Annotated in this window: 17 protein-coding genes and 1 pseudogene; 9 read left to right on the forward strand and 9 right to left on the reverse strand. The window is 60.6% G+C overall.

Annotated features, from left to right (window positions below):
• Nucleotides 1–180 precede the first annotated feature (180 nt).
• On the forward strand, nt 181–1,317 hold the full coding sequence (locus tag ACNAZA_RS16280; RefSeq protein WP_415797588.1) for a branched-chain amino acid ABC transporter substrate-binding protein: 1,137 nt from the start codon (nt 181–183) through the stop codon (nt 1,315–1,317).
• 178 nt (nt 1,318–1,495) lie between these two features.
• Here the strand turns inward: ACNAZA_RS16280 and ACNAZA_RS16285 are convergent, their stop codons facing one another.
• A complete protein-coding gene (locus ACNAZA_RS16285; RefSeq protein WP_415797589.1) occupies nt 1,496–2,413 on the reverse strand; it encodes a LysR family transcriptional regulator in 918 nt (305 codons plus the stop codon).
• Nucleotides 2,414–2,520: 107 nt separating this feature from the next.
• Here ACNAZA_RS16285 and ACNAZA_RS16290 point away from each other — a divergent pair, with 107 nt between their 5' ends.
• A complete protein-coding gene (locus ACNAZA_RS16290) occupies nt 2,521–3,180 on the forward strand; it encodes an NAD(P)-dependent oxidoreductase (RefSeq protein WP_415797590.1) in 660 nt (219 codons plus the stop codon).
• 148 nt (nt 3,181–3,328) lie between these two features.
• Nucleotides 3,329–4,552 carry a sugar transporter gene (locus tag ACNAZA_RS16295; RefSeq protein ID WP_415797591.1) on the forward strand — a complete coding sequence of 408 codons (1,224 nt, stop codon included), beginning with the start codon at nt 3,329–3,331 and terminating at the stop codon, nt 4,550–4,552.
• A 9-nt stretch (nt 4,553–4,561) separates the two neighbouring features.
• Here the strand turns inward: ACNAZA_RS16295 and ACNAZA_RS16300 are convergent, their stop codons facing one another.
• Nucleotides 4,562–5,254 carry a PepSY-associated TM helix domain-containing protein gene (locus ACNAZA_RS16300; RefSeq protein WP_415797592.1) on the reverse strand — a complete coding sequence of 231 codons (693 nt, stop codon included), beginning with the start codon at nt 5,252–5,254 and terminating at the stop codon, nt 4,562–4,564.
• Nucleotides 5,255–5,261: 7 nt separating this feature from the next.
• Nucleotides 5,262–7,346 (reverse strand): annotated as a pseudogene (locus ACNAZA_RS16305) (TonB-dependent receptor).
• 304 nt (nt 7,347–7,650) lie between these two features.
• Here ACNAZA_RS16305 and ACNAZA_RS16310 point away from each other — a divergent pair.
• Nucleotides 7,651–8,700, forward strand: coding sequence for a porin (locus ACNAZA_RS16310; protein ID WP_415797593.1), 1,050 nt, complete (start codon nt 7,651–7,653; stop codon nt 8,698–8,700).
• Nucleotides 8,701–8,831: 131 nt separating this feature from the next.
• Here ACNAZA_RS16310 and ACNAZA_RS16315 read toward each other — a convergent pair whose 3' ends face one another.
• The 3 genes from ACNAZA_RS16315 to ACNAZA_RS16325 form a co-directional block, all read right to left on the reverse strand.
• The gene (locus ACNAZA_RS16315) at nt 8,832–9,179 is read right to left on the reverse strand and encodes a DUF4148 domain-containing protein (RefSeq protein WP_415797594.1); all 348 of its coding nucleotides are present in this window, start codon (nt 9,177–9,179) and stop codon (nt 8,832–8,834) included.
• Nucleotides 9,180–9,524: 345 nt separating this feature from the next.
• Entirely contained in the window at nt 9,525–10,928 is a 1,404-nt protein-coding gene (locus ACNAZA_RS16320; RefSeq protein ID WP_415797596.1) for a heavy metal sensor histidine kinase, read from the reverse strand.
• The gene (locus tag ACNAZA_RS16325; protein WP_415797597.1) at nt 10,929–11,612 is read right to left on the reverse strand and encodes a heavy metal response regulator transcription factor; all 684 of its coding nucleotides are present in this window, start codon (nt 11,610–11,612) and stop codon (nt 10,929–10,931) included. It abuts the gene before it with no gap.
• A gap of 161 nt (nt 11,613–11,773) precedes the next feature.
• Between ACNAZA_RS16325 and ACNAZA_RS16330 the strand changes: the two genes are divergently transcribed.
• Nucleotides 11,774–12,277 carry a cupredoxin domain-containing protein gene (locus ACNAZA_RS16330; RefSeq protein WP_415797598.1) on the forward strand — a complete coding sequence of 168 codons (504 nt, stop codon included), beginning with the start codon at nt 11,774–11,776 and terminating at the stop codon, nt 12,275–12,277.
• A gap of 283 nt (nt 12,278–12,560) precedes the next feature.
• A complete protein-coding gene (locus tag ACNAZA_RS16335) occupies nt 12,561–12,908 on the forward strand; it encodes a DUF4148 domain-containing protein (RefSeq protein ID WP_415797599.1) in 348 nt (115 codons plus the stop codon).
• A 146-nt stretch (nt 12,909–13,054) separates the two neighbouring features.
• Here the strand turns inward: ACNAZA_RS16335 and ACNAZA_RS16340 are convergent, their stop codons facing one another.
• The 3 genes from ACNAZA_RS16340 to ACNAZA_RS16350 form a co-directional block, all read right to left on the reverse strand.
• On the reverse strand, nt 13,055–14,023 hold the full coding sequence (locus ACNAZA_RS16340) for a tripartite tricarboxylate transporter substrate binding protein BugE (protein WP_415797600.1): 969 nt from the start codon (nt 14,021–14,023) through the stop codon (nt 13,055–13,057).
• Nucleotides 14,024–14,120: 97 nt separating this feature from the next.
• On the reverse strand, nt 14,121–15,371 hold the full coding sequence (locus tag ACNAZA_RS16345; protein WP_415797601.1) for a CaiB/BaiF CoA transferase family protein: 1,251 nt from the start codon (nt 15,369–15,371) through the stop codon (nt 14,121–14,123).
• A 270-nt stretch (nt 15,372–15,641) separates the two neighbouring features.
• A complete protein-coding gene (locus ACNAZA_RS16350) occupies nt 15,642–16,835 on the reverse strand; it encodes an acyl-CoA dehydrogenase (RefSeq protein WP_415797602.1) in 1,194 nt (397 codons plus the stop codon).
• A gap of 193 nt (nt 16,836–17,028) precedes the next feature.
• Here ACNAZA_RS16350 and ACNAZA_RS16355 point away from each other — a divergent pair, with 193 nt between their 5' ends.
• From ACNAZA_RS16355 to tenA, 3 genes are all read left to right on the forward strand, one after another.
• The gene (locus ACNAZA_RS16355) at nt 17,029–17,973 is read left to right on the forward strand and encodes a LysR family transcriptional regulator (protein WP_415797603.1); all 945 of its coding nucleotides are present in this window, start codon (nt 17,029–17,031) and stop codon (nt 17,971–17,973) included.
• Between the two features lie 115 nt (nt 17,974–18,088).
• Nucleotides 18,089–18,469, forward strand: a complete 381-nt coding sequence (locus ACNAZA_RS16360; protein WP_415797604.1) for a lysozyme inhibitor LprI family protein — start codon at nt 18,089–18,091, stop codon at nt 18,467–18,469.
• Between the two features lie 164 nt (nt 18,470–18,633).
• Nucleotides 18,634–19,305, forward strand: coding sequence for a thiaminase II (tenA, locus tag ACNAZA_RS16365; protein WP_415797605.1), 672 nt, complete (start codon nt 18,634–18,636; stop codon nt 19,303–19,305).
• Nucleotides 19,306–19,611 lie beyond the last annotated feature (306 nt).

The following is a 19,611-nucleotide window of genomic DNA, read 5'->3' on the forward strand; positions in this document are numbered from 1 at the left end:
GGCCGGGCGCAGGGCTTGAAGATCAGGCGAATGCAGCACAGCTTTCAGCGTCTGCCGATCCATGAAAACGCTGATTGTTGTGCCGGTGTCGCAGTCCTGAGCCCCTGGCGATTGCGCCATTGCCAATATGCGGTGCGCAGGCATAAGGTTGCAGCTTGTCTCAACCGAGTGGAGTGCACAATGAATAAGTTTGGCAAGCTGTGTATTGCGACCGCGATCGCTGGCATGGGCACAGCGGTGATGGCCCAGGAGCAGGTCATCAAGATCGGCCACATCGGCCCTGTGTCCGGCCCTCAAGCCCATTTCGGCAAGGACGATGAAAACGGCGTGCGCATGGCCATCGAGGAGCTCAATGCCAAGGGCATGGTGATTGCCGGCAAGAAGATCAAATTCGTTCTGGTGGCCGAAGACGATGTGGCCGACCCCAAGCAAGGCACGGCCGCTTCGCAAAAGCTCTGCGATGATAAGGTGGCCGGCGCCGTGGCTTTCGTGAACTCGGGCGTGGCCATTCCTTCGTCCAAGGTGTTCAATGACTGCGGCATTCCCATGATTACGGGCGCCGCCACCAACCCCGATCTGACCAAGCCCGGTTGGAACACCACGTATCGCGTCATCGCCAATGACAACGCCCTGGGCGCTGCGCTGGCCACCTATGCGGCCAAGGATCTCAAGCTCAAGAACGTGGCTGTGATCGACGACCGTACGGCCTACGGCCAGGGTCTGGCCAATGTGTTCAAGAAGGATGCCGAAAAGCAAGGTATCAAGATCGTTGCCAACGAGTTCACCAACGACAAGGCCACGGACTTCATGGCCATCCTGACCTCCATCAAGGCCAAGAAGCCCGATGCCATCTTCTACGGCGGCATGTACGGCCAGGCCGGCCCCATGCTGCGCCAGATGGCTCAGCTGGGCATGAATGACGTCAAGATGTTTGGCGGCGACGGCATTTGCGTGACCGAGCTGGCCAAGGTGGCGGCCGGTGCCAAGCCGCTGGAAAACGTGGTCTGCGCCGACGGCGGTGCCTCGATCGCCAAGATGCCCGGCGGCACGGAGTGGAAGAAGCGCTATGACGCCAAGTACCCCGGCCAGTTCCAGGTCTACAGCCCTTACTTCTATGACGCGACGCATCTGCTGGCCGATGCCATGAAGCGCGCCAACTCCTGGGACCCCAAGGTCTATATCCCCTTCCTGCAGAAGTCGGACTTCCAGGGCGTGACCTCCAAGATTGCTTTCGAGAAGAACGGCGAAATGAAGAACCCCAGCTACACGCTGAGCCGCTATGTGAACGGCGCCAAGACGCCTATCGAGCAAAAGTGAACATCAACGCTTGAGTGCTGCCGGGTGCTGCACAGGTACCCGGATACGACAAGGCCTGCCACTGCGGCAGGCCTTTTTTATGCTCTTGAAATATGAGCGGATAGCGCTTTATGCATCTGAATATCAAAGTAAAACAGGGCTGACCTCATTGCTGAAAATGCGCAAGCTGCTTTGCTATTCATAGCGTCTGCTGCATGCCATCCAGTTGTGCAAAGTACTGGCGCAGCACCTCCATGGCCTGTCTGACCTTGGCGCTTTGCACATCGCGTTGCGGGGTGACGGCCCAGATGTCCAGCTGGCCCATATCCCAGTCCGGCAGCAGCCGCACCAGGCGGCCCGCGCGCAGGCTGGCTGTCACGTCATGGGCCGAGAGCAGGGCCACACCCAGGCCGGCTTCGCAAAACTGCTGCACGGCGCTGCGGTGGTTGCTCACCATTTGCGGCAGCACCTGAAAATGCGCTTGCTCGCCGCTGGCGTCATGCTGCCAGTGCAACTCCAGCGCCGGTTTGTCGCTGCGGCTCATATCCAGCCAGTGGGCCTGGGTCAGGTCGGCAGGGTGGCGCACCGGCTGGTTTTGTGCGGCTATCCATTGCGGTGCTGCGCACAGCACGGTGGCGCTGCGGCCCAGCAGGCGAGCCACCCAGCTGGAATCTGCCAGCGCGCCAAAGCGCAGGGCCAGATCCACCCGGGCCTGTATCAGGTCGATAGGCGCATCGTCCATCAGCAGCCGCAGGCGCAGCGCCGGGTGGCGGGCCAGCCACGCGCCCAGGGCGGGCGCGGCATGCTGGGTAAAGCCGGCCGGGGCGGACATGCGCAGCTCGCCGCTGGGCTCCTGGCGCTCGGCGGCCAGTTCGGCCCGGGCCCGGTTGGCGACCTCGCACATGGTGGCGCACTGGGTATAGAAGCGCTGACCGGCATCGGTCAGGCTCAGTTGCCGGGTGGAGCGGTGCAGCAAGGTGATGCCGGCTTCGCGTTCGAGCTGGCGTATGTGCTGGCTGATGGCCGAGGGCGTCATATCCAGCAGGCGTGCCGCGCCGCTCATGGAGCCTTGTTCGACCACGGAGGCGAAGATCGCCATGCGTTTGAAATCTTCCATGCACTGATTGTGAAGTACAGCTTCAAAGTCTTCGTGGCTCAAAGGGGTTTTTATTCGGGCATGAAACTTTTAATCTTTAGCCCTGTTGAAACACAAGGATGAATCTCATGAAAGTCGCTTTGATTGGTGCCACGGGTTTTGTCGGCGCTGCCGTGCTGCAGGAGTTGCTCAACCGTGGTCATGAGGTGGTGGCCCTGGTGCGCCACCCCGAGAAATTTCCGGTGCGCGAGCATGTGCAGATCATCAAGGCCGATGTGCTCCAAGCCAACGAGGTCGAGCGCGCCGTGGCCGGTGTGGATGCCGTGGTCAGCGCTTTTAACGCAGGCTGGACCAATCCCAATATCTACGCGGATTTCATGCAGGGCTCGCGCGCCATCGTGCAGGGCGTGAAAGCGGCCGGCGTGAAACGCTACATCGTAGTGGGCGGCGCAGGCAGCTTGTATGTCAACGGTCAGCAACTGGTGGATTCGCCGGAGTTTCCTGCCGCCATCAAGCCCGGTGCCATGGCCGCCCGCGATATGTTTACCGAGCTGCAAAAAGAAGCGGCACTGGACTGGACGCTGCTGAGCCCGGCCGTGGGCTTTCACGGCGGCTCTGCTGCACAGGCCCAGGGCCGTACCGGCCAGTACCGCACGGGCAAGGATGAACCGCTGATGCAAGTCGATGGCACGCCAGGCGATATCTCGGCCGCCGATCTGGCCGTGGCGCTGATTGACGCACTGGACCGGAACACCCATCTGCGCGAGCGCTTTACGGTCGCTTACTGAGAGATAGCTGCATAGCTCTTGCAGACCCTGCCGTGCTGCAAGGGCTTGGGCCGCAGGGGAGTCGGCTGTCACCGCTGGCGCGCACAATAAGCGGCCTTGCCTGTGACGGCAGGCCTTTGGCGGCCTGCGCTGGGCCGATTGCCAGACCATGTCCAACTCCTCTTCTTCTCCTGCTTTATCGGCGGCCGAGCGCACGCCGCTGCAAGCCTGGCTCAGCGTGATCGCGCTGGCGCTGGGCGCTTTTGTTTTCAACACCAGCGAGTTCGTGCCTGTGGGCCTGCTCAGCGGCATAGGCTCCAGCTTTGGCATGCCGGTGGAGCAGGTGGGGCTGATGCTTACCATTTATGCCTGGGTGGTGGCCCTGGCCTCGCTGCCCTTCATGCTGATGACGCGCAAGGTGGAGCGGCGCAAGCTGCTGATGTGGGTGTTTGGCGTGTTTGTGCTCTGCCACCTGGTATCGGGCGTGGCCTGGAGTTTCACCTCGCTGGTCATCAGCCGCATCGGCATTGCGCTGTCGCACGCCATTTTCTGGTCCATCACGGCATCGCTGGCCGTGCGTGTGGCGCCGCCGGGCAAAAAAGCCCTGGCGCTGAGCCTGCTGGCCACGGGCACCTCCATGGCCATGGTGCTGGGTATTCCGCTGGGCCGTGTGGTGGGCGAGCTGCTGGGCTGGCGCATGACATTCCTGGCCATAGGCGGCGTGGCCGCCGTGGTGATGCTGGTGCTGGGCAAGCTGCTGCCTGGTTTGCCCAGCGAGAACGCCGGCTCTCTGGCCAGCGTGCCCATGCTGTTCAAGCGCCCGGCGCTGGTGGGCATTTATGCGCTGCTGGTGGTGGTGATTACCGGCCAGTTCACAGGCTATAGCTATATCGAGCCCTTTGTGCAGAACATTGCCGGTTTTGAAGGCGATGTGACCACGGCCGTGCTGCTGCTGTATGGCGGCATGGGCATTGTGGGCAGCGTGCTGTTCAGCTGGATGGGTATGAAGTTCCCGCGCGGCTTTTTGCTGGCCTCCATCGCTGTGCTGGCGCTGAGCCTGCTGCTGCTGGTGGCGGGCAGTACCGAGGTCTGGAGTCTTTATCTGCTCAGCGCCGTCTGGGGCGTGGCCATGATCTGCTTTGCGCTGTCCATGCAGTCCAAGGTGCTGAGGCTGGCGCCAGACGCCACCGATGTGGCCATGTCCATGTTCTCGGGGATTTTCAACATCGGCATTGGCGCCGGAGCCTTGTTGGGCAGCCAGGTCAGCCTGCACTGGGGCATGGGGCAGATCGGCTATGTGGGCGGCGTGCTGATTGCGCTGGGCGGCGCGGGCTGTGTCTTCATGATGCTGAAGCTGGCCGAGCAGTTCAAACTGTCTCCGGGCTCGCACTGAGCCGGAGCTTCAGGCCAGCAGCGCCAGCGTGACCAGCAAGGTGGTGCAAGTGCCCATCAGGCCCAGGGCCAGCAGGCGCGACCCGTGCAGCTTGGTCCACAGCAGCAGGCCGGTGATGGAGAGCATGATGAGCGCTCCGGCCAGGGTGTCGGTGAGCAAAATCCAGGCGGCACTGGCGCCGGTTGCCATGTGCAGGCGGTTGAGGCGCGACAGCCAGTTGGGGTCTATGCGTTTGATGGTGACCGATTGGTTGCCCGCCCAGTAGTCGGCATTCACGGTAATGCGCGGCGTGGCAAAGGCAATGCCCCAGTGCTCGGGCTGTATCGCTCCCGGCCAGGGCGCAGGCCCGGCCGGATCCACTACTTTCTTGTGCGGCGCATGATCGATGCCCAGCTCCAGTTGCAAATGCCGGGTCAGCGTATCGATATCGGCAGGCAGGGGCTGGGGCAGAGTCATCTGCCATTGGGTGCTGGCATTGGTCGGCCCCGGGATCTTCATGGTGGCGCGGTGGTTGAGCAGCAAGCCTGTGCCGCCAAACAACAGGCCCAGCACCGCCCCCCACATTCCAAGCCAGGCATGGGTGCGCCGCAACCACTTGAGCACGGCCGGGCGATGCCAGCGCGCAGGCACAAACAGATGGCCGCCACTTCGGGGTTTATCGGCGGCTGGCTTGGAAATCGGGGAGAAGGTGCTTGCGGGCATGTGAGGCTTAGAAACGGTAGCGGGCAATCAGCTGCGCGGAGCGGGGGGCACCGGGCAGGTTCAGATTGGCCGAGCTGCCGTGGCCGGAGACGATGTAGCGGCGGTCAAACAGGTTGTTGAGCTTGAGCTGCAGATCCCAGGCGCCCTGGCGGTAGTAGGCCATGGCGTCCACCGTGGTGTAGCCGGGCAGGGTCACGGTGTTCAACGGATCGGCATCCCGCGCGCCCACATAGTTCAGGCCACCGCCCAGGCCGAAGCCGTTACCCAAAGCCTTGGTCAGCCACAGATTGGCGCTGTGGCGCGGGGTCAGTGTGGCGTGCTTGCCTTGGATGCCCGGGGTGGGCGAGCTGGTCATTTCGCTGTCCAGGAAGGCGTAGCCGGCTCAGACTTGCCAGCTGGGTGCAACCTCTCCGCTAAAGGTCAGCTCCAGGCCGTTGGTGCGCTGCACGCCCAGGGGCACCAGCTTGTTGAGCACGGGATCCAGGCTCTTGATATTGGTGCGCTCGACCCGGAACAGAGAGGCGGTAGCCGAGGCCTTGCCGTCCATCAGATCCCACTTGGCGCCGATTTCTGCGCTGGTGGTTTTTTCCGGAGCGATGTCGACGTTGTTGGCCGCCAGCGAGAAAGCTTCGCCCGAAGGCTGGAAGGACTTGCTGTACGAGGCGTAGTAAGACCAGTTGGCGCTGGGCTGATAGACCAGGCCCACACGCGGGCTCCAGGCCGTATCGGTGCGGCTCAGGTTGGGGCGTCCGGCAATGCGTTCGCGCGTGGCCTGCTCGAAGCGGTCATAGCGGATGCCGGCCAGGGCCTTCCAGTTTTTGGACAGGGTGAGCAGGTCCTGAACATAGGCGCTGGCCACATTGAACTTGCCCAGGTTGTCGTTGCTGGGAGCTCCCACGATGTCGATAGGCACCACCGGCAGCACCGGGTTGAACAGCGAAATCGTGCCTGCGGACTGGGACAGCACGCGCTGGCTCTTGTCCTGGCGACCAATTTCCACGCCATACAGAAACTGGTGCTCCATGCCGGCCAGCGTGGTCTTGTGCGTCAGTTCGGTCTGGTTGAAGAAGCCGTCTTCGTCGCGATTGACATTGCCGCGGGTCAGCGAGGCGGTCAGGGCTTTTTCATTGACTGATCCCACCAGGGTGTTGCGGCGTACCAGAGAGTAGTCATAGGTGCGGAAGGCATTGCGCAGCGACAGGCTGTCGCTGAAGCGGTGATTGAGCGTGAGGCTCAGTGAGTCCACTCGGGAGGTGCTCACATCCGCATCACGGGCATTGGCTGCACCATAGTAGGCACCGGGGCGCACATTGATGGGGCGGCCGTAGAGGGCGGGGATGCCGAAGTCGGTGATGCGGCTGTCTTTCAGATGATCCACCTGCAGCAGCACATTGGTGCTGGCCGAGGCCTTGAACAGCATGGAGGCCGACAAGGCCTCGCGGTCCAGAAACTGCGGATCACGATAGCCGTCCGCCTTCTCCAGTGCGCCGGTGACGCGAAAGGCAAAGCGGCTGTCTTCTGGCGCGCGTGCCAGGTCGAACTCGCCGCGGCGCTGATTCCAGCTGCCCACGGTCAGGCCCACTTCGCTCAGGTTGACGCCGGGCTTTTTGGTGATGCGGTTGATCAAGCCACCCGAAGAGCCTCGGCCATACAGCACCGAGGCCGGGCCTTTGAGCACTTCGATCTGCTCGATGTTGGAGAGGTCGCGAAAGTACAGAGCATCGTCACGCAGGCCGTCCACAAACTGATCGGCAATCGCCGAGAAGCCGCGAATGGTGACCTGGTCGCGCTGGCCGTCGCCGTGTGACAGACCCACGCCGGGCACCAGCTTGAGCGCATCCTGCATGGACTGCACTGCCTGGTCGCGCAGCAGGCTTTGCGGAATGACGTTCACGGTCTGGGGAATGTCGCGCAGTGGCGCTTCCATCTTGGTGGCGCTGGTTGCCGTGGGCGGGTTGTAGCTGGGCGCCAACTCGCGACCGCTTTGTACCTGTACTTCACCCAGGGTGACCTCGGCGGCCTGTTGAGCCATGACGGCGCCAGAAAATGCCAGCCCCAATGCGGCAGCCAGAGGCGAATACCTCAATACCATGAATACCTCGCGTTGTATGGATTTTTGTGCTGGCTTGGCTGGTATGGGCCCGGGCGAAATGCACCGGCTTCAATTGGCTACCACCATCTGAAAGTGCGAAAAGCGCGCGAAGTATAAGTGAAAACAATTCTCACTTTACGAGTCGTTTACATTTCAGAAACAACCGTGTTACGCGCTGCTGCACAAGTCCTTGCCGTCCCGCCTGACGGGCAAGGACTTTGGCGCTTGAATCTGGTGTGACGAAAGTTGGCGCGGCTTTTGCATGGGTCTGTAGGTCAATGACTTCAAAGAGAGGAAACTACCCATGAAAGCTGTTTCGATGAGCCTGTGCGCAGCCGCGCTGTCCTGTCTGGGCTTGCAGGCCCAGGCGCAAAGCCAGGTGCAACTGACCGGTATGGTCGATGCCTATGCGGGCTCCATGAAGCTGGCGGGCCAGGAACGCGTGGCTTCGGTAGGTTCGGGCGGGCTGACCACCTCCTGGTGGGGCATGAAAGGCACGGAAGACCTGGGCGGGGGGCTCAAGGCCGACTTCAATCTCACGGCCTTTATGCGTGTGGATACGGGCTCCATGGGGCGCTTCGATGCCGACCCCTTTTTTGCGCGCGATGCCAATGTAGGCCTGAGCGGCGGTTTTGGCCGTGTGGGTCTGGGCCGTGACAAGGCCCCTAACTTCCTGCCCACGATTTTGACCAACCCCTTTGGCGACTCGTTCACCGTCTCGCCCCTGGTGTTGCATGCCAATATGACGACGGCGGCCTGGGGTGCTGGCAATCTGACCACGTCATCCGACACGGGTTGGAGCAATCAAATCGTGTACTCCACGCCCAGTTTTGACGGGCTGAAGGCCAATCTGCACTACCAGTTCGGTGAGAAAAACAGCCAGGGCGACAAGAGCAAGAAAAGCGTGGGCTTGAACGCTCTGTATTTTGGCGGTCCGCTGAGTCTGGTGGCTTTCTATGAGCGTGCCCAGATCAGCAACCCGGTTTCTCTGGCCGTAATGCCGACCAAATCCGACTGGATGGTGGGCGGCAGCTATGACTTCAGCGTGGCCAAGCTTTATGCAACTTACGGTCAGGCCAAGGTCAAGGATCAGGATCGCAAGAACAGCACCTACTCTCTGGGCCTGGATGTGCCGGTACGTGGCACGCCAGGTACCTTCAAGGCGGCGGCCGCAAGAACCAAGGCAGAGCAGGGCAATGCCAGCGGCACGCGCACCACCGTCAGCCTGGGCTACGACCACTTTCTGTCCAAGCGCACCGATGTCTATGCTGTGCTCATGTACGACCGCGTGAGCATGAGCATTCCCAACCCCTCGGGCACCAGCCTGCTGGCGGGTGTAAGGCACCGATTCTGAGCGCAGGCACTGCTGCTGTGCACCTGATGCACCTTTAAAAATCCTGAGCCAGTGTTGCAGGGCATGCCATAAAAAAGAGCCACAGTTCTGTGGCTCTTTTTTATGCGCTCAAGCAAGGTGCAGCCCAGGTTTTATCCTCCCATCGCCCGATTGCGTGCGTCGCGCTGTGCAGGCGTTTCATTGAGCAATTCCCTGATCACTTCTTCGCGCGTTTTGCCGCTGCCCTGGGGTGTGCGAGAAGTCAGCGGGTAGTTGCTTTCGCCGTATGAGAGACGGCCTTCGCGCATGGCGGCCTCGGTTTCCGCTCTGACTTGGGCGCGCGTTTTCTGGCTGACGAAGTGTCCGGGATGAACGATCACGCCTTTTTCATTGTTGGCTGGGTGCTCATAGGCAGCAGATGCCATACCGGGCAGACTTAGAGCCACAACGGCGGCAGCGTTGGCAAGCAGCAATGAGATGGACAGATGGCGTTGGGACATGGTGCAGCTCCTGATGGAAGTGGATGAAACCTGCATCGCCCATGCTTTGGCAAGGTGATGAGGAGATGGGTTCATCGTAGAAAACCGCACCCAACAGAATCGGGACAGCACGATGATATTGCTGTCATTTTTCTTGGACTTGATAGCAGACTCGGCATGACTGGATAGGCTGCCGCAGCGACCTGCAAGAGTCCAAGGCCAGACTGCTTTGTGGCAGTGGAACAGAGCAGTTCTTGAGAGACGAAGGCAAGAGCAGGGAGGTTCTGCTCTTGCTGGCTGGCTTTCAGATCAGGAGCTTGAGGTTGGACTTGATGCGAAATATTGACGAGGTCTGGGAGAGGTGCCTCAGGACTTGGCTTCGCCAAGAGGAAAGCTCATGGCAAAGCGAGTTTGTCCATTGGCTGAGGTGGCGCTGATCCGGCCTCCGTGGGCTTCAACGATGGCACGGGTAATGGCCAGGCCCAAGCCGCTGCCTTCGGCGGCAGGGTGCGCTCTGGAAGGGTCGGCTCTGTAGAAACGGTCGAACAAGCGGGGCAGGGCCTGCGGGTCAATGTCCTGCCCCGTGTTTTCCACCGAAACCAGGATGGAGGACGCAACCTTGGAGATGCGGACCGTGACCCGGCCCGCATCGGGTGTGTAGCGCAAGGCGTTGGACAAGAGATTGCTCACCGCACGGCGAAACATCAGGCGGTCACCGGCAATGCTGCTATCGCCTTCCAGAGCGAGCTGAATATTCTTTTCTTCGGCCACGGCCTCATAAAACTCCAGCAATGCCAAAGCTTCCTGGCGTACGGAGAATTTTTCCTTGTGTGGCAGGCTTACCCCATGCTCGGTTTTGGCCAGAAACAGCATATCGGACACCATGCGTGCCAGGCGCTGAAACTCCTCGGCATTGGAGGCCAGAATGTCTCTGTAGGTCGAGGCATCGCGTTTGCTGCTCAGTGCCACTTGCGTCTGCGTCAGCAGATTGCTGATCGGCGTGCGCAGCTCATGTGCCAAGTCGGATGAAAAATCCGTCAAGCGCTGGAAATCGTTCTGCAATCTATCCAGCATGCGATTAAGTTCCTGCGCCAGATCGTGCATTTCCACGGGCATGGCCTCTACCGGCATGCGCTCCGTCAGCTGTTGACTGGTGACCACTGCCGCGCGTGATTTCATCTCCCGCAGTGGAGCCAGTCCCTGGCGGGCGGCAAACCACGATAGCAGGGCGCAGACGATGACGGCCGCCGCTGCATAGGCCAGCAAGCTGTTGCGAAGCCCGTCCAGAAATTGGACATGGTGTTTGACATCGGCGGCGACCATGACCTGCATTGACGATGGACTGTAGGCGGTAGAGGCTTCAAAGCTCAGTGTCTGAAAGCCGGCGTTGTTCTGCAGGCCTGCTCCCAAGGACTCATGGCCGGCGTTGTGTTGCGGCTCCGAGTGCGGTGGCTGCTGATCGGACACGAAGGACTGGAAGACCGTCTCGCCGTGTGCGTTCTTCACCAGCACATGCAGATCATGGTGATCGCCCAAGGCGTCGCTCAGACGTTCACGCGCATCGTTTGTCGAAGTGGCATTGCTCAGAATTCTCTGTATCAGCTTTTGCTTGTCCTGCAAGGCCATGCGATCCAGCTCGACAAAATGCCGCTTGATCTCGACAAGAAACAACCCTCCCAGGCCGAGCACTGCCGCAGTTGCCGCCAAGGTAAAGAAAAGGGTCAAGCGCCGAGTCAGAGAGAGCTTGCCTATGGATGAAGGTGAGTGCACTTACTCTTCCTCCGGCAGATCCAGCACATAGCCCATGCCGCGTACGGTTTGAAGCAGCTTGACGGGCTGGCCGTCGTCGATCTTGGCGCGCAAGCGACGCATTGCAACTTCAATCACATTGGTATCGCTGTCGAAATTCATGTCCCACACCTGGGATGCGATCAGGGAACGCGGCAGCACCTCGCCATGGCGGCGCATCAGCAGTTCCAGCAGGCCAAATTCCTTGGCTGTCAGATCAACACGCTTGCCCTTGCGAGAGACTCGGCGTCGCAGCAGGTCCAGCTCCAGATCGGCCACCTTGAGCATGGTGCTTTCGCTGCCGGGCTGACCTCTTTTCAAAATGATGCGCACCCTGGCCAACAGCTCGGCAAAGGAGAATGGTTTGACCAAGTAGTCATCGGCCCCCAGCTCCAGCCCTTTGACCCGGTCTTCCACCTGGTCGCGCGCGCTCAGAAACAGCACAGGCATTTCAAGTCCTTGCTTGCGCAGCGACTGCAGAACTTGCCAGCCGTTGAGGCCAGGCAGCATCACATCCAGGATCAGCAGGTCGTACTGACCATGTGAAGCCATGTGCAAGCCGTCGGTGCCGTTGGGCACAAGGTCACAGATGTAGCCCGCCTCGCTCAGGCCTTGCTTCAAGTACTCGCCAGTCTTCGCTTCATCTTCAATGATCAGAATTTTCATGTGCCCTCCATTCGATGTCTGGAGATGAGTGTGCCAAAGATGCGCAGCTGCGGCGCGTAGATAAGAGGAATGTAATTTTCAGGACATCCGGATGAAAGGGCGCGGACTCAAAAATGCGCACATCACGAGATCAAAAGCTGGTCATTTCAAGGAGAGCATTTATGAAGTTCGCGCAATTCACGATTCAAGGTCTTCTCGTTTCGGTGGCCCTCATCGCATCCGGTGCCGCGCTGGCACATGGCGATCATGCGGACGGGCATGAGGCTGGCGTTGAGGTCGCCATTGGCGCTGCCATCGGCCAGCCCGGGGTTGCGGCCCAGGTCGGCCGCAGCATCCACATCGAGATGACGGACAACATGCGCTTCACGCCGGCGTACATAGAAGTTAAGCGCGGTGAGACCGTGCGCTTTGTCATCAAGAACACGGGCCAGGTCCCGCACGAGCTGGTGCTGGGTGTAGACAAGGATCTGCAGCAGCATAAGGCCCAGATGCTGATGTCTCCCGGCATGGTGCATGAGGAGCCTGGCAAGCTCAGCTTGCAGCCCGGCAAGCAGGGCGAAGTCGTCTGGCAGTTCAGCAAGGAAGGCGTTGTGAATTTTGCCTGCCTGGTTCCCGGTCACTACGAAGCGGGTATGAAAGGCAGCATCCAGGTCAGCAGCAAGTAAAGCGTCGCCGACACGGTCGGTGTGATTTCACCCAGAGCAGCCAATCCTGAGCCACAGGATTGGCTGCTCTTATTCTTTTGCTAGCTTGAGCCCGGTATGGGTGGATTCTGACTTTTTTCATCGTTGTGGCTATCGCTTGCCAAGGTGGCGCAAGCTGACAGGAATATCACTGTGCCGTCCTGATCCTGTTGGGTTTGGCTTTCTACGATGAAGTCATCTGCTCATCCAATTGCCAAGGCAAGAGAGAGTTGGATTTCATCCACTTCTATCAGGAGGTCACACCATGTCCCAACGTCATCTGTCCATTTCCTTGCTGCTTGCCAACGCTGCCGCTGTGGTGGCTCTGGGTCTACCTGGCATGGCTTCTGCGGCCTACGAACATCCGACCACGACCGAGCAAGGCGTCATCGTTCACCCCGAGCACTTCATCAGTCAGAAAACCCGCGCCCAGGTCAATGCGGAGACTGAAGCTGCCATGCGCGAAGGTCGTTTGTCATATGGCGAAATCAACTACCCCTGGTCTCCTCCTGCAACCCAAGGTCCAGGCAAAACCCGCCAGGAAGTGATCCAGGAGCTGCTCAACGAAACGCCGGCACAGCGCGACGCACGCAATCGGGCGATGGGCGGATAAAACCCGGACTGCACCCTGTGGGTGCAGTCCGGGTTTGTGCCTTGCTTGAGCGCATAAAAAAGAGCCACAGATCCGTGGCTCTTTTTTCGCGATACCCCCGCAATGCGGGCTGCACCGGCGAGGTTTTTTCATGGCTGCGACTGAGCTTACTCGTCCATCTTCAGGTTCTGCTTTTGCACCACGTTCTTGTAGACCGCCAGCTCTTCGGCCATTTGCTTGGCAAAGGCTTCGGGGGTGTCGGCCATGATGATGGAGCCGCTTTCCTCGATGCGCTTTTTCACCGCAGGGTCTTGCACGGCCTTGCGCACGGCAGCGTTGATCTTGTCCACCACTTCCTTGGGCAGATTCTTGGGACCGACGATGCCGTAGTACGCCATGCGGTTCACTTGCGGCAAGCCCATTTCCTTGAAGGTGGGCACATCAGGCAGCACGGCCAGGCGCTGAGGCGCTGCGACGACGAGGGCCGTCAGGCGCTTTTCCTTGACGAAGGGCAGGGTGGAAGGAAAGTTGTCAAAAATCAGCGGCACCTGACCGGCAACCGCGTCATTGAGCGCCGGGCCCGATCCACGGTAGGGCACGTGGGTCATCTCGGTCTTGGTCTCGAGCTTGAACATTTCCATCATCAGATGGGTGATGGAGCCCTGGCCTGGCGAGGCGTAGGAGTACTTGCCGGGATTGCTCTTGATCTCGGCCAGGAAGCTCTTGTAATCCTTGCCGGCAAACTTGGGGTTGGCGGCAATGATATTGGGCGTGGCGGCGATGTTCACGATGGGCGTGAAGTCGGTGGCCACGTTGTACGGGATCTTGGGGTTGATGGCCGGATTGGTGGCCGTGGTGGACACGGTGGCAATGCCCAGGTTGTAGCCATCGGGCTTGGCGCGTGCAGTTTCAGCAGCGCCAATGCTGCCGCCGCCGCCGCCCTTGTTTTCCACCACCACGGACTGGCCCAGCTCGCGGCTCAGCGGCTCGGCAATCACGCGGGCAATCAGATCGGTGGTGCCGCCGGCGGCAAAGGGCACCAGCAGGCGAATCGGTTTGTTGGGGTATTGGTTCTGGGCTTGTGCCGTGCCGCAAATAGCCAGTGCGGCCAGCACGGTGGCTGTGAACTTGAACATAGTGTGTCTCCTTGGTTGGCGTGTGACATGCCAGCCTCTCGTGGAGGCTGCATGTGATGAATGGGGCTGATGCCCTCTGTTGTTCAGGGGACGTCTTTCAGACGACTCCCTGGTGATGAAGCTGTGCAATCGCGTCGGTGCCCAGGCCAAACTCGCGCAGTATCTCATCGGTATGCTGGCCCAGAGTGGGTGGCGCGCTACGATAAGTGACGGGAGTGGCGGACAGGCGCATGGGGCTGGCCACCGTGGCAACCTGATGAATGCCGTCGGCTGCGCTGCGCTGCAATTGCAGCTGAATGCCGCGGGCCTTGACTTGCGGATCGTCAAAGGCTTGCGCCACCGTGTTGATGGGGCCGCAGGGCACGGCCTTGTCTTCCAGCAGCGCAATCCATTCGGGCGTGCTGCGGGTCAGCATCACCGGTTGCATGCGCTCCAGCAACTCGGCGCGGTGGTGTACGCGGGCGGTATTGGTGGCAAAGCGCGCATCCTGCGCCCAGTCTTCCTGGCCGATGGCGGCGCAAAAGCGGGCAAACTGGCCGTCATTGCCAATGGCCAGCAGCACATTGCCGCCACGGGTGGGAAAGTCTTGATACGGGGCCAGGCTGGGGTGAATATTGCCGGCGCGCTGTGGCGGCTTGTCTGTGGCCAGAAAGCCTGCGGCCTGATTGGCCAGCACGGCCATGCCCACGTCCAGCAGCGCCATGTCGATGTATTGGCCCTGGCCGCTGTGGTGGCGGGCATTGAGTGCCGCCAGAATGGCATTGCTGGCATACAGGCCCGTGAACACATCGATCACCGCCACGCCCACTTTGAGCGGGCCGCCGCCGGGCTCGCCATCGGCCTGACCTGTGATGCTCATCAGTCCGCACATGGCTTGCACCATCAGGTCGTAGCCGGCGCGCTCGGCATAAGGGCCGTCCTGGCCGAAGCCGGTGATGGAGCAATAAATCAGGCGCGGGTTCAGCGCCTTGAGGCTTTCGTAGTCCAGGCCGTAATGGGCCAGGCCTCCTACCTTGAAGTTTTCCACCACCACGTCGGCCTCCTGGGCCATCTGGCGCAGCAGGGCCTGGCCTTCGGGATGGGCCATGTCTACGGTGATCGAGCGCTTGTTGCGGTTGCAGGCCGTAAAGTAGCTGGCTTCGCGCGTGTCGTTGCCCGCCTCGTCCTTGAGGAAGGGAGGGCCCCAGTGGCGCGTGTCGTCGCCCGCCACCGGGCGCTCGACCTTGATCACATCGGCACCCAGGTCTGCCAGCATCTGTGTGGCCCAGGGACCGGCCAGCACGCGCGACAGATCCAGCACCTTGATGCCTGTCAGTGCGCCGATGGGAGTGGAGGTGGATGCATTCATGTCGGGCAGTTGGGTAGATCGGGAACTATGAAATCAGAAGCTGCTTGCGCTGCATTTGTATGGGTTTTGATGTAGAACCTATTCAAAAGCCATGCAAATCAAGCGGTACCAGCTAACAAATTAATAGGGAGATAGCACTCTTCTCCATCGCCCTGGATAAAAAGGGGCAGCAAGCAAGAGCCGCCTCGCGGCGCAGCTGCCGTCCCCCTCCCAAAGAGAGAGGGGGGAAGCGGCGGGGCCGCCCAGGCGTAAGCCGCTCAGGGGGAGCTATCAGTTCGCAAACGCTGCGATGCCGGTCTGGGCGCGGCCCAGGATCAGGGCGTGCACATCGTGCGTGCCTTCATAGGTGTTGACCACTTCGAGGTTCACCAGATGGCGGGCCACGCCGAACTCGTCGCTGATGCCGTTGCCGCCCAGCATGTCGCGCGCCATGCGGGCAATGTCCAGCGACTTGCCGCAGTTGTTGCGCTTGACCAGCGAGGTGATCTCGATCACGTTCTGGTGCTCGTCCTTCATGCGGCCCACGCGCAGGGCGGCTTGCAGGCCCAGCGTAATTTCGGTTTGCATGTCGGCCAGCTTCTTCTGGATCAGCTGGTTGGCGGCCAGAGGGCGGCCGAACTGCTTGCGGTCCAGTGTGTACTGGCGGGCGGTGTGCCAGCAGTCTTCGGCCGCACCCAGGGCGCCCCAGGCGATGCCGTAGCGAGCGCTGTTCAGGCAGGTGAACGGGCCCTTCAAGCCGCGCACATCGGGGAAGGCGTTGTCTTCGGGGCAGAACACGTCTTCCATCACGATCTCACCGGTGATGGAGGCGCGCAGACCCACCTTGCCGTGGATGGCGGGAGCGGACAGGCCCTTCATGCCCTTGTCCAGAATGAAGCCGCGGATCTGGCCTACCGTGCCGTCTTCGGCCACTTCCTTGGCCCAGACCACGAATACATCCGCCACGGGGCTGTTGGTGATCCACATCTTGTTGCCCTTGAGGCGGTAGCCACCGTCCACCTTGTAGGCGCGGGTGGCCATGGAGCCGGGGTCGGAACCGTGGTCGGGTTCAGTCAGGCCGAAGCAGCCGATGAACTCGCCCGAGGCGAGCTTGGGCAGGTACTTCATCTTCTGCTCTTCGGTGCCGAATTCATTGATGGGCACCATCACCAGCGAAGATTGCACGGAAGCCATGGAGCGGTAGCCGGAGTCCACGCGCTCGATTTCGCGCGCCACCAGGCCGTAGCTCACATAGTTCAGGCCGGCGCCGCCGTACTGGGTGGGGATGGTCGGGCCCAGCAAACCCAGTTCGCCCATCTCACGGAAGATGGACAGATCCACCGACTCGTTGCGGAACATGGACTGCACGCGGGGCTTGAGCTTGTCTTGGCAGTAATCGCGTGCTGCGTCGCGGATCATGCGCTCGTCTTCGGTCAGCTGCTGGTCGAGTTGGAAGCAATCGTCCCATTGGTAGCCGTGTGCCATGTTCATCTCCTGAATGCAAAGTGTTGAGTTGCAGGCCCACGCCTGACTGCTTGAGTGCATCTTAGGTTTCAAAAACAGGAGCGGGCAAACGATGATTAATCATCTATTAATGATTTAATTGCATGTATAAAACGTGAAACAAGGGTTTTCCCGCTGTTTTTGCATTTATTGATGCGATGTAGGCATAAGAGATATGCGAAGAGTACTTCCCTCCACCCAGGCTCTGGCCTGTTTTGAATCGGCCGCCCGCCATGTCAGCTATACCAAGGCGGCGCAGGAGCTGTCGCTGACGCAAAGTGCGGTTTCCCGTCAGATCATTGCGCTGGAGGAGTTTGTGGGCGTGGCCTTGTTCAAGCGCACGCGCCATGGCGTGCTGCTGACCGAGGCCGGCGTCCACTACGCCAGGCAGGTAGGCCGCTGGTTGCAAGGGCTGGAGCGCGACACGCTGGATCTGATGAGTCACCAGGGCGAGGGCGGCCCCATCAACCTGGCGGCCGTTCCCACGTTTGCCACGCGCTGGCTGCTGCCGCGCCTGCCGCAGCTGGCCAGGGAGCACCCGGACATCACCGTGCACATCGATGTGCAGACCCGCCCGTTTCTGTTTGCCGATACCGTTTTCGATGCCGCGCTTTTTGCCGGCACGCCCGAGCAGGTGTCCCGCTGGCCCGGCGTGCAGGCGCAGTGGTTGATGGGTGAAGAGGTGCTGCCCGTGTGCAGCCCGGAGTTGCTGGCCACCGCCCAGCAGCGCGACCCGGGCCGTGCCTGGCTGCCTGTGGGGCCGGAGGTGATTGCCAAACTGCCGCTGCTGCAGCAAAGCACCCGTCCTCAGGGCTGGTGCCAGTGGTTTGATGCCATGGGGGTGGATGCTCCCCGGGCGCTGGACGGCATGCGGCTGGAGCTTTTCTCCATGCTGGCCGTGGCCGCAGCCCAGGGACTGGGTGTGGCGCTGATACCGCCCATGCTGATCGAGCAGGAAATTGCCCGCGGCGACCTCATCATTGCCTGCCCCCAGGCGTTGCGCGGCAATCGGGCCTATTACCTGGTGACGCCCGAGCTGGCGGCGGATTCTCAGCAAGCCCCGGCACTCAGGGTCTTTAGCCAGTGGTTGCAGAGCAAGGCCAAAGAAGTGCGTGCCTGAGTAGGGCGCTTGCTCGGTTTGGGTTGAAGGTGAATGCTGTGGATGGGCCTGCAAGTTGAGGCAAACTGGGTTGGGCCCATGCCTTCATGAAAGCCCAAACCAAGGAGTACACCGGATGAAGAGGATTTTTGCTGCCCTGACATTGATTGCGCCGTTGGCTGTATTTGCCAACTCCAATTGTGACAAGCCGGTCAATGACTTTGACGGCCTGTACTGCCTTAACAAGGTGTACTCGGAAGCCGACAAGGAGCTGAACCAACGTTATTCGGAGCTGGCCTCCAAGCTCGATGCTTCGGGCAAGTCTGCGCTCAAGCAAGGCCAACTGGCCTGGATGAAACAGCGCAACAGCCAGTGCTCCAGAAAGGACGACACCGGCTTTTATGTGAACCTGCGCTGCGCCACCGAGACCACCATCGCCCGCGTGGATTTCTTGCAAAGCCGCGTGCGCGAGTGCAAAAGCTCGGGTTGCCAAAACAGCAAGCTGCTGGAGCAGTGAGCCGGTATTGACGGCGGCAGCGGACCAGTCAAGCGGCATGGCTGCCTGCCCACATGACAAACGCCAAGCCCAATGCATGTGCTGGATTGACGTGTGGCCCTGTTGAGAATCTCGATCATTGGAAAACTATGCCTCCCTGAGAAGGAGGTTCAGAGAAGGTGTTTATGTTGTTTAGTCAAAGCCTGTGGCAAGCCAATGAAGCGCTGTTTCAAAGCACCTTGGACTTGCCCTTTAACCAGGAACTGGCCGCAGGCACGCTGAGCCAGGAGCGCTTTCGCCATTACATGATCCAGGATGCGCATTACCTGGTGGCCTATGGCCGGGCGCTGGCGGTGACGGCGGCCAAGTCCGACAACGCCGAAGGTGTGGTGCAGTTTGCCAATGCCGCCAACGAGGCCGTGGTGGTGGAGCGCAGTCTGCATGGCGGCTTTATGCGCGATTTTGGTGTGACGTCCGAGCAGTTTGCGGCCACGCCGCTGACTCCGGCCTGCCACCACTACACCCAATTTCTGCTGGCCACGGCTTGGAGCGCGCCTTATCCCGTGGCCGTGGCGGCGCTGCTGCCCTGCTTTTGGATTTATGCCGAGGTGGGGCGCGATATTCATGCACGTTCAGCATCCGACAATCCTTATCAGGCCTGGGTCGATACCTATGCCAGCGAGGAATTCCATGCCGCCGTGCGCGGGGTCTGCGGCACCGTGGACAGGTTGGCCGATGAAGCCACTGAGGCCACGCGTGCCGCCATGCATGCGGCCTACCGCGATGCGGCGCGGCTGGAATGGCTGTTCTGGGACAGCGCCTACCGGCTCGACGAGTGGCAGGGCGCGCTCAAGTAAGCCGGATGGAGCGACGTTGCCAAGCCATGTTTGATTAAAAATTAATCAGTCATTGCTTTTTCTTTGCAAGACAAGGACTTAGGCCTGTTATTCAGGTGCTGGACTGTCCTTGTCCACAAGCTTGTGGTGCTGCTGTGGGGAAAACTCGATCAGACCGCGGCAAAGCCCCCGCTGGCATTGCGCAAGCCGCTATGAAATGCGAAGTTTGGCGTGGATGATGGTCAGATAGCTGTGATTGCCTAAAAAATAAGCGCTATCGAAAACATGCAATGCCGACAGTGACTTAGGCTGCTTATCCTTGTGGCT

The organism is Comamonas aquatilis, assembly GCF_965139575.1.
GTDB classification, from domain to species: Bacteria; Pseudomonadota; Gammaproteobacteria; order Burkholderiales; family Burkholderiaceae_C; genus Comamonas; species Comamonas aquatilis.

What these genes read in the sequence shown, in the direction of transcription:
- ACNAZA_RS16360 (WP_415797604.1), top strand. Translation starts at nt 18,089, where the DNA reads ATGAAGAGGATTTTTGCTGCCCTGACATTGATTGCGCCGTTGGCTGTA.
- ACNAZA_RS16315 (WP_415797594.1), bottom strand. Translation starts at nt 9,179, where the DNA reads ATGTCCCAACGCCATCTGTCCATCTCATTGCTGCTTGCCAACGCTGCC.
- ACNAZA_RS16340 (WP_415797600.1), bottom strand. Translation starts at nt 14,023, where the DNA reads ATGTTCAAGTTCACAGCCACCGTGCTGGCCGCACTGGCTATTTGCGGC.
- ACNAZA_RS16350 (WP_415797602.1), bottom strand. Translation starts at nt 16,835, where the DNA reads ATGGCACACGGCTACCAATGGGACGATTGCTTCCAACTCGACCAGCAG.
- tenA (WP_415797605.1), top strand. Translation starts at nt 18,634, where the DNA reads ATGTTGTTTAGTCAAAGCCTGTGGCAAGCCAATGAAGCGCTGTTTCAA.
- ACNAZA_RS16290 (WP_415797590.1), top strand. Translation starts at nt 2,521, where the DNA reads ATGAAAGTCGCTTTGATTGGTGCCACGGGTTTTGTCGGCGCTGCCGTG.
- ACNAZA_RS16295 (WP_415797591.1), top strand. Translation starts at nt 3,329, where the DNA reads ATGTCCAACTCCTCTTCTTCTCCTGCTTTATCGGCGGCCGAGCGCACG.
- ACNAZA_RS16345 (WP_415797601.1), bottom strand. Translation starts at nt 15,371, where the DNA reads ATGAATGCATCCACCTCCACTCCCATCGGCGCACTGACAGGCATCAAG.
- ACNAZA_RS16310 (WP_415797593.1), top strand. Translation starts at nt 7,651, where the DNA reads ATGAAAGCTGTTTCGATGAGCCTGTGCGCAGCCGCGCTGTCCTGTCTG.
- ACNAZA_RS16330 (WP_415797598.1), top strand. Translation starts at nt 11,774, where the DNA reads ATGAAGTTCGCGCAATTCACGATTCAAGGTCTTCTCGTTTCGGTGGCC.
- ACNAZA_RS16280 (WP_415797588.1), top strand. Translation starts at nt 181, where the DNA reads ATGAATAAGTTTGGCAAGCTGTGTATTGCGACCGCGATCGCTGGCATG.
- ACNAZA_RS16325 (WP_415797597.1), bottom strand. Translation starts at nt 11,612, where the DNA reads ATGAAAATTCTGATCATTGAAGATGAAGCGAAGACTGGCGAGTACTTG.
- ACNAZA_RS16285 (WP_415797589.1), bottom strand. Translation starts at nt 2,413, where the DNA reads ATGGAAGATTTCAAACGCATGGCGATCTTCGCCTCCGTGGTCGAACAA.
- ACNAZA_RS16355 (WP_415797603.1), top strand. Translation starts at nt 17,029, where the DNA reads ATGCGAAGAGTACTTCCCTCCACCCAGGCTCTGGCCTGTTTTGAATCG.
- ACNAZA_RS16335 (WP_415797599.1), top strand. Translation starts at nt 12,561, where the DNA reads ATGTCCCAACGTCATCTGTCCATTTCCTTGCTGCTTGCCAACGCTGCC.
- ACNAZA_RS16300 (WP_415797592.1), bottom strand. Translation starts at nt 5,254, where the DNA reads ATGCCCGCAAGCACCTTCTCCCCGATTTCCAAGCCAGCCGCCGATAAA.